This window comes from Streptomyces sp. NPDC001219, assembly GCF_053597915.1.
Genome location: NZ_JBSFJF010000014.1, coordinates 39,452 through 52,480, shown reverse-complemented (window position 1 = coordinate 52,480; position 13,029 = coordinate 39,452). Strand labels below are relative to the sequence as shown.

11 protein-coding genes are annotated in these 13,029 nt (G+C 67.7%); 6 read left to right on the top strand and 5 right to left on the bottom strand.

Annotated features, from left to right (window positions below; all coding sequences use genetic code 11):
* The first annotated feature begins 78 nt into the window (after positions 1–78).
* On the top strand, positions 79–1,737 hold the full coding sequence (locus ACWC9R_RS11690) for an IclR family transcriptional regulator domain-containing protein (protein WP_450730721.1): 1,659 nt from the start codon (positions 79–81) through the stop codon (positions 1,735–1,737).
* Between the two features lie 53 nt (positions 1,738–1,790).
* On the opposite strand, the gene ACWC9R_RS11685 is transcribed toward ACWC9R_RS11690, so the two are convergent.
* Together ACWC9R_RS11685 and ACWC9R_RS11680 are read right to left on the bottom strand one after the other, a co-directional pair.
* Positions 1,791–3,059 carry an MFS transporter gene (locus tag ACWC9R_RS11685; RefSeq protein WP_450730719.1) on the bottom strand — a complete coding sequence of 423 codons (1,269 nt, stop codon included), beginning with the start codon at positions 3,057–3,059 and terminating at the stop codon, positions 1,791–1,793.
* 221 nt (positions 3,060–3,280) lie between these two features.
* A complete protein-coding gene (locus ACWC9R_RS11680; RefSeq protein ID WP_450730717.1) occupies positions 3,281–3,448 on the bottom strand; it encodes a hypothetical protein in 168 nt (55 codons plus the stop codon).
* 216 nt (positions 3,449–3,664) lie between these two features.
* On the opposite strand from ACWC9R_RS11680, the gene ACWC9R_RS11675 reads away from it, so the two are divergent.
* From ACWC9R_RS11675 to ACWC9R_RS11660, 4 genes are all read left to right on the top strand, one after another.
* Positions 3,665–4,636, top strand: coding sequence for a TerC family protein (locus ACWC9R_RS11675; RefSeq protein ID WP_450730715.1), 972 nt, complete (start codon positions 3,665–3,667; stop codon positions 4,634–4,636).
* Positions 4,637–5,336: 700 nt separating this feature from the next.
* Positions 5,337–5,786, top strand: a complete 450-nt coding sequence (locus tag ACWC9R_RS11670) for a hypothetical protein (RefSeq protein ID WP_450730713.1) — start codon at positions 5,337–5,339, stop codon at positions 5,784–5,786.
* A gap of 476 nt (positions 5,787–6,262) precedes the next feature.
* On the top strand, positions 6,263–6,661 hold the full coding sequence (locus ACWC9R_RS11665) for a MerR family transcriptional regulator (RefSeq protein WP_450730712.1): 399 nt from the start codon (positions 6,263–6,265) through the stop codon (positions 6,659–6,661).
* 389 nt (positions 6,662–7,050) lie between these two features.
* Complete coding sequence (locus ACWC9R_RS11660) at positions 7,051–8,502, top strand: MFS transporter (RefSeq protein WP_450730710.1); 1,452 nt, start codon at positions 7,051–7,053, stop codon at positions 8,500–8,502.
* 208 nt (positions 8,503–8,710) lie between these two features.
* Here ACWC9R_RS11660 and ACWC9R_RS11655 read toward each other — a convergent pair whose 3' ends face one another.
* Entirely contained in the window at positions 8,711–9,379 is a 669-nt protein-coding gene (locus ACWC9R_RS11655) for a class I SAM-dependent DNA methyltransferase (RefSeq protein WP_450730709.1), read from the bottom strand.
* A 551-nt stretch (positions 9,380–9,930) separates the two neighbouring features.
* Here ACWC9R_RS11655 and ACWC9R_RS11650 point away from each other — a divergent pair.
* On the top strand, positions 9,931–10,326 hold the full coding sequence (locus tag ACWC9R_RS11650; protein WP_450730707.1) for a hypothetical protein: 396 nt from the start codon (positions 9,931–9,933) through the stop codon (positions 10,324–10,326).
* Positions 10,327–10,446: 120 nt separating this feature from the next.
* On the opposite strand, the gene ACWC9R_RS11645 is transcribed toward ACWC9R_RS11650, so the two are convergent.
* Together ACWC9R_RS11645 and ACWC9R_RS11640 are read right to left on the bottom strand one after the other, a co-directional pair.
* Positions 10,447–11,028, bottom strand: a complete 582-nt coding sequence (locus ACWC9R_RS11645) for a hypothetical protein (protein WP_450730705.1) — start codon at positions 11,026–11,028, stop codon at positions 10,447–10,449.
* A gap of 683 nt (positions 11,029–11,711) precedes the next feature.
* Positions 11,712–12,779, bottom strand: a complete 1,068-nt coding sequence (locus ACWC9R_RS11640; RefSeq protein ID WP_450730704.1) for a PP2C family protein-serine/threonine phosphatase — start codon at positions 12,777–12,779, stop codon at positions 11,712–11,714.
* Positions 12,780–13,029: the final 250 nt, after the last annotated feature.

Sequence of the window (13,029 nt, the reverse complement as noted above, 5' to 3'; positions counted from 1 at the left end):
AGTGCGGTGTTTGTCAACGCCGGCCGCGTCCGCCCGCCAGTACGGTTGCCCGAAGCCCGCTACGGAGAGCAGAGCACCATGCCGACCACCGACCTTCCCGCCCCCGCCGAAGCCGTGGGACCACTGATCCGCGGCATCGGCGTGCTGCGCGAACTCACCGAGGCGGACGGCCGCCAGAGCCTCGGCGGCCTCTCCCGCGGCACCGGGCTCGCCCGCTCCACGGTGGACCGCATCGCCGCCACTCTGACCCGCATGGGATACGTCCGGCAGATAGGCCGGGACGTCGCGCTCACTCCCCGTCTGATGGAACTGGGAAACGCCTACCTCGGTGCCACCGGGCTGCCCGACCTGCTCGGTCCGCACGCGGACCGGCTCGCCGACACGCTCGACGAGTCGGTGTCCCTCGCCGTGCCGGACCGGGACGGCATCCGGTTCATCCACCAGGCCACCCGCCGCCGCGCCCTGTCCCTCACCTTCCGCATCGGCGACCTGCTGCCCGCCGAACGGACCGCCCACGGGCAGGTGTTCGCCGCGGACTGGACCGAGGAGGAATGGGCGCGGTGGCGCGAGCGGTGGGAGGCGGACCCCCAGAACCTGCGCTTCCCGGCCATCCCGCCGGTGCGCCGGCCCGCCGACTTCCTCGCCGAGGCATCCGCCGCCGCCCGTACGCGGGGATGGGCGGTGGACGACCAGATGATCGAGCCGGGCCTGATCGCGCTGGTCGTGCCGGTCCGCGACTCCCAGGGGCGGCAGCTCTGCGGGGTCAGCGTGGTCAGCCACACCAGCCGGCACAGCGCCCGGTCTCTGCGTGAGGCCGTACTGCCCACCCTGCGCGAGACAGTGGCCGCCATGGAGCACGACCTGCGCCACGCTCCACCGGCCGAGCCGGCCCGGCGGAGCGCGGACGCCGCCGGTTCGGCGGCGTGGACGGAGGCGTCGAAGCAGGAACTCGGCAGGGAGTTCGTGGAGGCGCTCGCGCGGGGGCTGACCGTACTGACCGCGTTCGGCCCCGGGCGCGCCGAGTTGTCGCTCACCGCCGTCGCCGAGGCCACGGGCCTGGCGCGGGCCACCGCCCGGCGGGCCCTGATCACGCTGGAGCACCTGGGCTATGTCACCGCACACGGACGGGAGTTCAGCCTCACCCCCCGCGTGCTCGACCTCGGCTTCGCGCCGCTGGCGGACCAGCCGCTGTCACGGATCGCGGAGCCCCACCTCGCCGACCTGGCCGTCGCAGCGCAGGACTCCGCCTCTCTTGCCGTGCTCACGGGCGACGACATCCAGTACACCGCCCGCATCGCCGTCCGCCGCGTCATGAGCGTCAACATCACCGTCGGCACCCGGTTCCCGGCCTTCGCCACCTCGCTGGGACGCGTCCTGCTCGCCGGCCTTCCGCCCGCCGAACGCGCCGCCGGGCTGCAACGAGCCGACCGCCGGCCCCTGACCAGCCGCACCGTCACCGACCCGGCACGGCTGGCCCAGCTGCTCGAATCGGTCGCGCGGGACGGATACGCCCTCGTCGACGAGGAGGTGGAGGAAGGACTGCGCTCGATCGCCGTCCCGGTCCGCGACCACACCGGACGGGTGGTCGCCGCCGTCAACGTCGCCACGCACGCCGGCCACCGCAGCGTCGCGCAGTGCCGCGAGGAGCTGCTCCCCGCACTGCGCACCGCCGCTGCCCGGATCGAGCAGGACCTGCACACGTCCGGACGGTTCGTACGGATCGCCACCACCTCCTGACCCCGCCCGCGCAGCCGTCGGCAGTGGACAAGGCTCAGTGCCGGCCGGCTTCGTCAGGCCCGCGCCCCCGCGACCGTCACGGTGCCCTTCCGGGCGACGAGCGGTATCAGCGAGATGGCCATGGCACCGAGGAGGCCGGCCATGGCGAAGGTGGTGAAGCCCCAGCCCTGGTGGCCGCTCGCCGCGAGGACACCCCCCAGCCAGGGGCCGACGACCGCGCCGGTACGGCCGACACCGGTGACCCAGCCGAGCCCCGCGGCCCGCTCACTCTCGCGGTAGACGGTGTTGGCGGTGGCGTACACCATGACCTGCGCGCTGAACAGCCACACGCCCGTGACCGCCACCACCACGTACGTCAGCCCGAGCGACAGGTGCGACTTGAGCAGCAGCGCGCCGACGGCAGTCAGCACGAACCAGATCGCCGAAACCCGCACCGGCCCGAAACGGTCGGCCACCCGGCCCGCGAGCAGCAGGCCGACGATCCCACCCGCGTTGATCACCAGCAGGAAGCTGATGGAGGAGGTGAGACCGTAGCCGGAGGCCCGCATCAGCTGCGGCAGCCAGGTGCTCACCCCGTACACCAGCAGCAGCCCGCAGAAGCTGGCCAGCCACAGCAGCGGTGTCGCCCACCGCGCCTCGTGCGCGAACAGCGCCCGCACCACCGCCAGCCGCCCCTTCGCGCCCGCCGCCGGAGCCGCGTCCGCCGTCGGCCGGGGCAGTCCGTACCGCGCGGCGACGGCGAGGGCCCGATCAGGCTCACCCCGCGCGAGCAGCACACCGGGCGACTCGGGCAGCAGCTTCAACAGCAGGGGTACGGCAACAACGGCCGGCAGCACACCCGCCCAGAACGCCGCGCGCCAGCCCGCCGCCGGAGCAACCGTCAGGCCGAGCACCGTCGCGGCCATGCCGCCGGCGTGGTACGAGGTCATCAACAGCCCCGTGGCCAGGGCCGCCCGGCCGCGGGGCGCGAACTCCATCACCATGGCGAGCCCCAGCGGCATCAGTCCACCCAGACCGAGGCCCCCGATGAACCGCCCGGTACCGAGCATCACCGGACCGCTCGCCATCGCGCAGACCGCCGAGCCGAGCGAGAACACCGTCACGCTGCCGGCCAGCAGCGGCCTGCGCCCGAGCCAGTCAGTCAGATTGCCTGCTCCCAGCGCGCCGATGAGCATGCCGAAGGTGGTCCAACTGCCGATGGTTCCGGCGCCGGCCGAGCTCAGCCCGAACCCGGGCTCATCGAGTATGTGCGGCATGACGGCGCCGTAGATGTTGACGTCCATGCCGTCGAAGAACACGGCCAGCCAGCACAGGGCGAGCACTGGGAAAACCGTGCGGAAGGAGCGGGGAGGTGCGCCGGAGGAAGTCATGTCTGTCCCGGGGAGCGAAGGGAGAAGAGGAGCTGTTCGCCTGGTGAACTGACATTCACCGCGCGAGTCGCATGAGTGTCCGGCTGGGGCGTACGGGTGTCAATGGGCGGGCATCTGGAGTTTTCCGTGGGGGCGGCCGCGCCGGATCGGTCTTGTTGAGCGTCCGAGGGTGCTCAGTCCGCGTCTTGGGTTGGGCTGGGGTCGGGGTGGGGCAGACACCAGCCCCGACCCAGCCCCGCCATCGCCATCGCCATCGCCATCGCCATCGCCATCGCCATCGCCATCGCCATCGCCATCGCCATCGCCATCGCCATCGCCATCGCCATCGCCATCGACCGCATAGTCGCCGCGATTCCCGAACGCACCGGCCAACTTGCAGACAGAGCGGCCGGCCGACACCACCCACTTCGCCACCGGTCACCGGCCGTGCCCGCCATGGACTGCCGCACGGCACGGAGTTCCACCCCTGACCCATACGGGGATCTGCATAAGACAGTGGCTGTCGCATACCGCAGACTCGAAGGACAGTTTCTGTCACGCGTCCTTGCGAGGCCGGTATGCACGAGGTGCCACTGTGGCTGTGGCTGGTGTTCGCCGCCACCGTGGTGGTGTCCCTCGCGGTCGACCTACTGGCCCACCGGCAGGCTCACATCATCGGCTTCAAGGAAGCCGCCGCCTGGAGCGCGGTGTGGGTGGGTCTGGCAATCGCCTTCGGCGCCCTGGTCTTCCTGGTCGTCGGCACCGACGCCGGCGTGGAGTACACCACCGCCTGGCTGCTGGAGAAGAGCCTGTCCGTCGACAACCTCTTCGTCTTCGCGCTGATCTTCGGATACTTCCGAGTGCCGCGCGCCTATCAACACCGGGTGCTCTTCCTCGGGGTGCTGGGCGCACTGGTCTTCCGCGGAGTCTTCCTCGCCGCCGGCGTCGCCGTGGTCAGCCGCTTCACCGCCGTGCTCTTCGTCTTTGCCGCGATCCTCTTCTACAGCACGTACAAGATCCTGCGCGAGGAGGACGACAGCTTCGACCCGGGCAAGAGCTTCGCCGTACGCCTGCTCCGCAAGATCATGCCGGTCCGGGACGAGTACGCCGGAGCGCACTTCTTCGTCAAAGAGGCCGGCAAACGCGTGGCCACCCCCCTGCTGGCTGTCGTGGCCGCGATCGAGGCGGCAGACCTGGTCTTCGCCGTCGACAGCGTCCCGGCGGTCCTCGCCGTCAGCAATGACGCCTTCATCGTCTACACCAGCAACGCCTTCGCCATCCTCGGCCTGCGCGCCCTGTACTTCATGCTCGCCGGGCTACTGGACCGCTTCCACTACCTGAGCAAGGGCCTGGCCTTCATCCTCACCTTCATCGGCATCAAGCTGATCCTGCAGGCGTCCCACAAGATCATCAGCCCGGCCATCCCCGAGATCCCTTCCCTGGTCAGCCTCGCAGTCATCGTGGTCGTCCTGGCCGCCTCCGTCGCACTGAGCATCTGGAAGCCCCCACACACGGAGAAGCCCCCCGCACAGCCCCCGCCCGCAGCCTGACGTTCATACGGACGATGCAGCGGGCCGATACGAAGCACAAGCAGGACCCACCACAGACAATGGATCAAAGCCCGCCCCAAGCGCTGGTCAAATTGAGGTAAAATTGCCTGTATGTCCAGAGATGAGGCGTCCGCAGGCCGTCTGGGCGATCATGTCTGCCCAGCGTGCAAAAGGCCCGTGTCCGATGTGATCGAACGCCGCAAGTCGCTAGGGGTCGTCTTTCCCGTCTGGATAGCAGGCCCCTGCCACAACCCCGAGTGCCCCGACTACGTGCCGGAACAAGCACCCATCACCTCCGCACGCGCCAGCACATGGCGCCATGCAGCAGGCTGGAAACGCCACTGACCTGCACGACCACTCCCCCACAGACCTCGGGCGAAAGCCCGTCGGCCACCCCGCCTGCCCCTTAAGAGCGTTCCGGGGCCCCGAGGCCTGCCTGGCCGGGGCAATCGCTTCTTGGTCCCGGTGTGCCGTTACCAGACGCGCAGTGGACGCGGATCGAGCCGATACTCCCGACCGGACACCGAGGCGGGGCGGCCGCTGGCGGGATCACCGCCAGGCGATCGACGCGAGCGCCTTCAAGTTCCAGACCGGAAAGCAGTGGGTGCACCTGCCGGAGAAATACGGCAGATGCTCTGCGATCTGTCCAGTTCCGGCTCTATGCTCCTGGCCCTGGCCCGGCGGTCGAACGGGAAGGTAAATGTCCGACGAAGGTGGCTCAGAGGGCAGCGTCGCGTCAAAGGTTGCGGCGCGGGCAGGGACCTGGCTCGGGATCACGGTTTCCTTGCTGGCGGTGTTCGCGTTCTTTGGCATCAACAGCATTGGTGACTTCGTGACGACCGACAAGGAAGCGGACCGGGAAGCGTGCCGGATCGCTGATGAGGCAGCCAAGCATACGCTGTCAGTGTCGTTGGATCGGGAGAGCGCCTCTGAATACTCAGAGCAGATGAGTAGGGCAGCAGAGGAGGCTGAGAACGCAGAGCTGAAGGAAATCCTGGCCACTGAGGCTGAGGAGCTCGGTTCAAACGGGGGGGCGGACCCGCGGAGCAAAGTCGAGGACAGTATCAATGCAGACGTCCGTGACGAGTGGGAAGACTATTTCCGCCCCGGCTACTGGGGCGTTGAGACGCCTGGTGAGGAGCACTTCTAGGGGTCTTCGTACGCCGTCGGGGAACGCGCAGGCGAGCCATGACGTCCGTGAAGGCGGGCGCATCACCGGCCTGGCCTGCGGCGAGGAAGAACGCCAGAAGCCGGCAGCGGGCATCGGCGGCATGGTGAATCTTCGTAGTCCGTCCGCCACGGCAAGATCCTGCTTCGGCCGGTTCGCCGTCCGGGGTCCCCTTTTTGCCAGCCCCGGCTGCGTGCTGGTGAGCCCGCACCATCGTGGAGTCCACCGACACGGCCCGGGCCAGATCCTCGTCGTCGGCGGCGGCCTGGCCATCAACGCGGTGAACACCCGCTCCCAGGTACCGCCAGCGGCCCACATCCGCAGCCGATTGTGATGCCTGGCCAATTGCCCTACCTCTCCGGCAGGTTCACCCACTGCGTTCCGGTCTGGAATCGACGGGATCGGCCGCCTCGGACACTTGACCTTGACGCCCGTGTCAAGGTTCTAATGTCCGAACCATGTTGAAGGAGATCGAGATGCGGATCGGAGAGCTGGCGAACCTGACCGGCGTCAGCACCCGGTCACTGCGCTACTACGAGCAGCAGGGCCTCCTGGCACCCCTCCGCGCCGAGAACGGCTACCGCCTGTACGGCAAGTTGGACGCCGTACGGGCCGCGAACATCAAGGACGCCCTCGATGCCGGTCTCACCCTAGACGAAGTCCGTCCCCCGCTGGTCAACGGTTGCCTGGACGTGCCGCTGCGCGAAAGCCCTTACTGCGCTGAGGAGTTGCGGCGAGCCACCGACCGGCTCGCCGCGCTGGACGACCGGATCGCCGCGCTCCAGGAGCTGCGTGGCCGACTCGCGAAGCACATCGACGAGACCGTCACCCGCCGCCCCGTGGAGGGCACGGGCTGACGGCCGCCGCCGAAACGCGGGGCCCGGAACCTACGGTGCCACGCCGATCAGCCGTGTCCTACCACTGGCCCCGGGCCGCCTTCGACACCGACACTCACACCGACGACAGCCTCATCGCCCGGGCACTCCCCGAGACAAGACATCGTTGATCACGCGACCAGGCAGTCGGTCCCGACTCCGTCGGGAGCATCCAAGTGACAACGAGTCAAGCCGTGTTCGGCCTCAAGGCCGACGCCAGATGGACAACTACGTCTGGGTCAACTTCCCGATGGTGTCCTTCCAGGACCGCCGTCTCGCCCGACGACACGGCATGAGGCTCGATCGAGTTCGCGTCACAACCCTGAGCACCCATGAATCCGACAGGCGCTCAACAACCATTGGAGTACGAAGTGACACTTCTTGACACGGAACCAGGAACGGGAGCCCCGGATGCCGGCGTGCCCGCAGGTCGACGCCGGTGGGCGCTCGTCCTCCTTGCCGGAGCGCTTGCGCTGGATGTCAGCGGAGTTGCGGTCATCAACGCCGCGTTGCCCTCCATCGGTGATGAGTACAACATCGACGGCTCCACGTTGCAGTGGACGATGACGGCTTATGCCATTGCCTTTGCCGGGTTCCTCCTGTTCGGGGGCAGGGCCGCAGACGTCTTGGGCCGCAGGAAGATCTTCGGAGTGGGCATCGCGCTCTTCGCCGCGGCCTCACTGGGCGCTGCGCTCGCCCCGACCGTTGGTGTGCTCATCGCGGCTCGTGCACTGCAGGGGATCGGTGCAGCACTGTCCGGCCCTGCGTCGCTTGCTCTGCTCAGCCAGATCTTTCCTGAAGGGCCGCAGCGGAACCGGGCGCTCGGGGTCTATGCGGCGACCGGCGGGTCCAGCTTCAGCGCCGGGCTGGTCGCGGGCGGGGCCCTCACCGACTTCCTTGGCTGGCGCTCGGTGTTCGCCGTTAGTGTCCTAGCCGGAATTCTGATCCTGGCAGCGGTCCGGGCACTGCTTCCTGCGGGCCGGCGCCAGCCGTGCTCCCTGGACATCCCGGGCGCGATGCTGGTCACCCTGGGGATGGGCCTGGTCGTGTACGGCGTGAGCGAGGGCAGTGAAGTCGGTTGGACGTCCGTACAGGTCCTGATCTCACTGGTGTTAGCCGTAATCGGGCTGGCCGGCTTCGTCGTGTGGGAGAAGGGGCGTACGGAGCCACTGCTTCCGATGAGTATCTTCCGCAGCCGCCCGGTGAGGGTCGCCTCCCTCACCGGTGCTGTCTTCTACACCGGTGCCGGTGGTCTGCTGTTCTTCTCGCCGCTGTACGCGCAAGGGATACTCCATTACTCGCCGTTCGAGTCTGCACTGGCAGTCCTGCCCGTAGGCGTAGTCGTGATCATCAGCTCGCAGATCGCCGGACGGCTGATGTCGCCAGCGGCTTACAAGCCCCTGATGGCTGCCAGCCTGCTTCTCATCGGAACCGGCGTCACTCTGTGGGCGGGCACACCTGAGGACGGCTCGTACTGGGTGCACATGCTGCCCGGCATCGTGGTCATGAGCACCGGCCAGGGTTTGGGGTTCGGCGCGATGACGGCCGCCACGCTTGAAGGCCTGCCGACCCACCAGCACGGAGTCGCTGGTGCGGTCAACGTGACCGCGCAGCAGATCGGCAACAGCGTCGGCTTGGCCATCTTGGTTGCTGTTTCGACCGGTGTCAGCGGTGGTGCGACAGATCCAGCCGATCAGCTGTCAGGTTTCCACGCGGCATATTGGGTGGCGGGCGCTATCGGGCTCCTGGGTGGGCTGACCGTTCTGCTCACCAGGCTTCCCAAGGTGGACACCGCGCCGTCAGCCTCCGGGGAGAGACCGTGACAGCGCCGGCCGGACGTATCTGAACATGCCCGGCAGCCGTGCCCCTTCCCCTCGGATGAGGGCAGGGACACGCGTCACACTCCGCTTCGACTGCGAGGCCGGCTATCGCGACGTGGGTTTGACTCTCGGGGAGTAGCCGAACGGAAAGTAGCGGTAGGCGTCAGGTGGGCCCGGCAGGAGACCCTGTGCCGCTTCCGACTCCTGATCGTCAGCCGGGACGCCTGGCCATGACGACCACACCCGGCCCGCTGTACTCCTCCGGAGGGAGTCGGAGTTCGGCGACCGGTTGCAGGCCGGCCTCCTCGATCAGGTGGACGAGTTGTTCCGGCCGCCATTTGTGTGTCGTCCAACGAACGGGTAGACCCCCGTATGCCTCGGTGCGCACTGCATCCTCGTCACCGACGTGTGTCGCGGTGATGAAGTGCCCACCTGGCTTCAACGCGCGCGCGAACAGGGCGAGGACCTGAGGAAGGACGTCACGGGGGAGGTTGAACAGCGACCACCACCCGAGCACGCCGCCAAGGGACGCTTCGCCGAGGTCGAGGTCGGTGGCGGAGGCGACGCTGAAGCGGCAGTGCGGATGAAGACGGCGCGCGTTCTCAATCATGCGGGGAGAGAGATCGACCCCAGACACGTCGAGTCCGCGTTCGGCGAGGTAGGCGGTCACCGTTCCGGGTCCGCAGCCGACATCGAGGACGGGCCCGAGCTCGCTCACGGTGTCGGCGAAGGCGTCCAATGACGCCTTGTGCCAGGGGTGGCGACGGACGTCGCCGACTCCCGTGGTCACCACCATGTCGGCGTAGTTGTCGGCCACGCGGTCATAGGAATCACGGACCACGTCGAGGTCGGCTGGGCGATCAATAGGATGTACGCGCATCAGGCAACGATAGGACCATTCAGGGGACTTGGGGCTGGTAAGGCACTTAACTCGAAGCCGTTGATCATGGCTCGGCTTACTCGTGAGGGTGTTGACTCGGTTCTCGTACTCGCGGTGGATCTTGCGCTGTGCCGGTCCCGCCGGAACACCTTGGACGCCGTCGAGGGATTGGCAGCATACGAGGAGTTGGCCGTGTACCACTGCCTCACCTTGGAGCTGGGCCTCAGGCCTCATACATATGCAGGACCAGATCGCCGAGAGGGGAAGAGTTTGACGTCAGGCGCAGAGAGATCCGATGAACCGAGACAGGTCCACGCATCGGAGCCTGGTGAAGTAAGCGGGAATTCTGGAATATTTCACTGGATCGTCGATCCGCGAGGCATACTTGCGCATGAGGCATTCGAGCCTCGTCAATGGCCGGAGGTGGCATTGCGTGCGTGAGGTATGACCCAAGTTCAAGGCAGACATATTCCTGGATACTGGATTCCCCCATCCGGGAGAGCTGCGTGCGGGCTCGCAATGGGCTCATTGACGCGCAACTCCTAGCCAAGGTGATCGATGGGCTGGAACGCAATGGGATTCCCTTGGTTCCGGAGGAACTGGAGATCACTTCACTTCTTTCGGATGAGGTGGACCGCATCCGGGACTTGGCGCTTCAGCTGTCCAGGCATGAGCGCGACGGCTCAAGCGAAGTCTGGCAGTACTACTTCACGACTATCGCCGCGAATGAAATTCTCGACCCGGTAGCGAAATTTGAGATCCTCGACTCGATCTGGTCGGATCTGGGACATCCAGACGGAATGACTCGGACAATCTATCCGCAAGAGGGGCTGCCAGCGCATTTGCACCCATCGCTAGGCGAAAGAGCTCTCTCGGACTTCCTTGCAGAATGGGGCAACGCCCTTACGCAAAGGGGCCTTAGAGGCCGCTTGTTCGCCGGGGCGTGATGCCCAAGCCTGGAGGTCGCCGCTATCAGTGGCGACCCCCAGGTGTCTGACGGCGCCCGCGGCGGACCGACACAGCTGCATTCGTGCCGCGGCAGGTCAAGCCCACCGCGGCACGAGAGGTCAGCGGCGCCTGAGGTAGTAATGGGTGAGGCGTGAACGGGCGTCCTTCGCGGTTAAGCCGAGTGCCGTTCCGATCGCGTCCCATGACTCCGCATCCGCCTCAGCGGCGCAGGCGGCCTCACGGCCGGCGCGGCCGGTGGTGCGTTCCAGTGCCGCTACGGCTTTCAGTGCGGCCAGCGGTGCCTGGTCAGCCAGAGTGCTCAGCTGCTCCTCCAACTTGTCCAGCAGATCGGCCAGTTCAAGGGGAAGCGGCACCGAGCGTGACTCGACCTCGTCGAGGTGCGCCATCCAGTCCTCGTACGGCCCCGGGGGTTCGACGTCGTAGGAGCGGAAATCGCTCATCCGCTCCCAGTCGATCGGGTAATGGCGCGCACCGCGCCAACCGCATGAGCACGCACCCCGCATGAGGTCCGCCCGCTGCCTGCCCGGCCTTCCGTCGTAGGCCCACCACTGGCTGGTCTGATACACGTTGCTGCCGCTGCCGGCGTCCAGATACACCGGTCTGGGCTCGCTGCCATCAGCGAGAACCGCCCCCGCCATGCCTTCATGGGAAGACCCGAACTCCTCGCTCTGCCACTCCATGACATCTCCTTCGCAGACCATGGCGGCATATGCCAAACAGAAGATGCCCGAGCCGTGGAGCCAACAACCGACACATCCCCAAATGGGACACGCTCGTGTGGACTTCCGTCATTGTCGAGCGGGGGGGCGGGAGAGGGCCCAGTCGTAGCCCAAGGACATGGGGTGGGCGGATGTGGTGTGCGCCAGGGGATCGGGGGCTCCGCCAGGCCGCCGAGCGCATGCCGTCGACCCCGTAGGAAGCGGGCGAGGGCGTGATGGGAACAGGTAGGCGGGACCGTTGGCGCCACGGTCGCGTAAGCCTGTATGATCATGACGTAACTCCGCAGCAGCACACGGAGTCACGCGTCTGTGGTCCAAGGAAAGACGCCCACCAGCCGGTGGGAAATGCAGGTGCAAGGCCTGCCGGGCGCTCCACCAGTAAGGGTCCCTGTCTCGGGTGAGGCAGGGACCCTTCGACGTTCAGGGCAGGCCCCTCGTGAGTGGGGGCGGGTCCATACAGCCCACGACGCTCCCGTAGGCAGCTGGATGGGCGCGCGCCGGTAAGCGAGGACCTGAGCAGCCATGCCCCTTGCGCCCATGACGCGCCACGGTCCCGCACCCGAGACCTAAGGCCGCCATACCGCCCGGAACGAAGCCGCGAAAAGCCGGGTGGAGCGAGCCACCCAGCGGCCGACGGACACCCCCTAGAGAATGTGAGGCCGGGCGAGAAGGTCCTTCTGGGGGAACGGCCGGTGCAGTACGAGGAGGGCCTGATCGTCCTGGGGGGCGCCGCCGCTGTGGCGGCTGACGTCGCGTGCCAGGAGGTCGAGGACGGTCGAAGGGTCCGGGAGGTGGCCCGTCTGGCGCCGGTACGACTGCACCATGTGCGGGACCCGGTCCGCGGGGTTGTAGAAGACGCCGCCCGGGTCGCGCGCCTCGGTGACGCCGTCGGTGAAGCACAGCAGCATCGCACCGGGCAGGAAGGGGTACGTCTCGACCGGTGAGGCCCACTCCCCCAGGCCGGAGATGCCCAGCGGCGGCGCCTCCTGCTTCGGCTCCAGCACTCGCGCCCGGCCGTCCGCATGCAGCAGCACAGGGGCAGGGTGGCCTCGGTTGACGATGTGCACCTGGCTCAGATCGTCGGCGAACTGCACGATCAGGGCAGTGGTGAACCCCTCCGTCGCATCCAGGCCTTCCCGACGCTGACTTTCCCGCAGCAGTGCCTCTTCCATGCAGCCCACCAGGGCGGGAAGGTCATGTTCATGATCGGCGGCGTAGCGGAAGACACCGATGTCGACGCTGACCGCTGTCACGGCGGACAGCCCCTTCCCCCGTACATCGCCGACCATGGCGCGTACCCCGAAGGGAGTCTCCTGGATCACGTAGAGATCGCCGCCGATCAGCGCCATGTCTTCGGCCGGCACGTATCGGGCGGCGATCCGCAGGTCACCCAGCCGGCTCGGGGGGCTGGGCAGCACGGCGCGCTGAGCCACCTCCGCGGCATAGCGTGCCCGGCTCGCGCTCGCGTGTTGCATGCGCAGGGAACGGTTCAGGCCCACCGCCAGCACGGTGACGGACGCCAGCGTGATCTGCACGGCCGCGTCGCCCTGCCAGCTGTAGGACCCGTCGGCGAACGCCAAGCCCGCCTGCACCACCATCGCCGCAAGGCCGACTCCAATGACCCCCACCTGGCTGAGCAGCGAAACCGCCGTCACCGGCGCCACGGCCAACAGGGGCGCGGACGACACCGAGGTAGGCGTCAGCAGATCCACCAACGCCGCTAGAGCGATCACCAGGGCCGGAACCCCACGGCGCACCCGTGACCACACCGGCATCACCCTCATCAGACCATGATGCCTCCCGGCACGCCACGACGACGGATCTGGTCGCGACGACACCTCCGCCGCAGCCAAACAGCCGACAGTGCGGTGGGGTCGCACCCGGCGGTTGCCGCAGGTCGGGGGCACCGTCCTGGCGCAGTGGGCGGGGCAGGGATGCGGGTGGCTTTGTCTGCGGGGATGA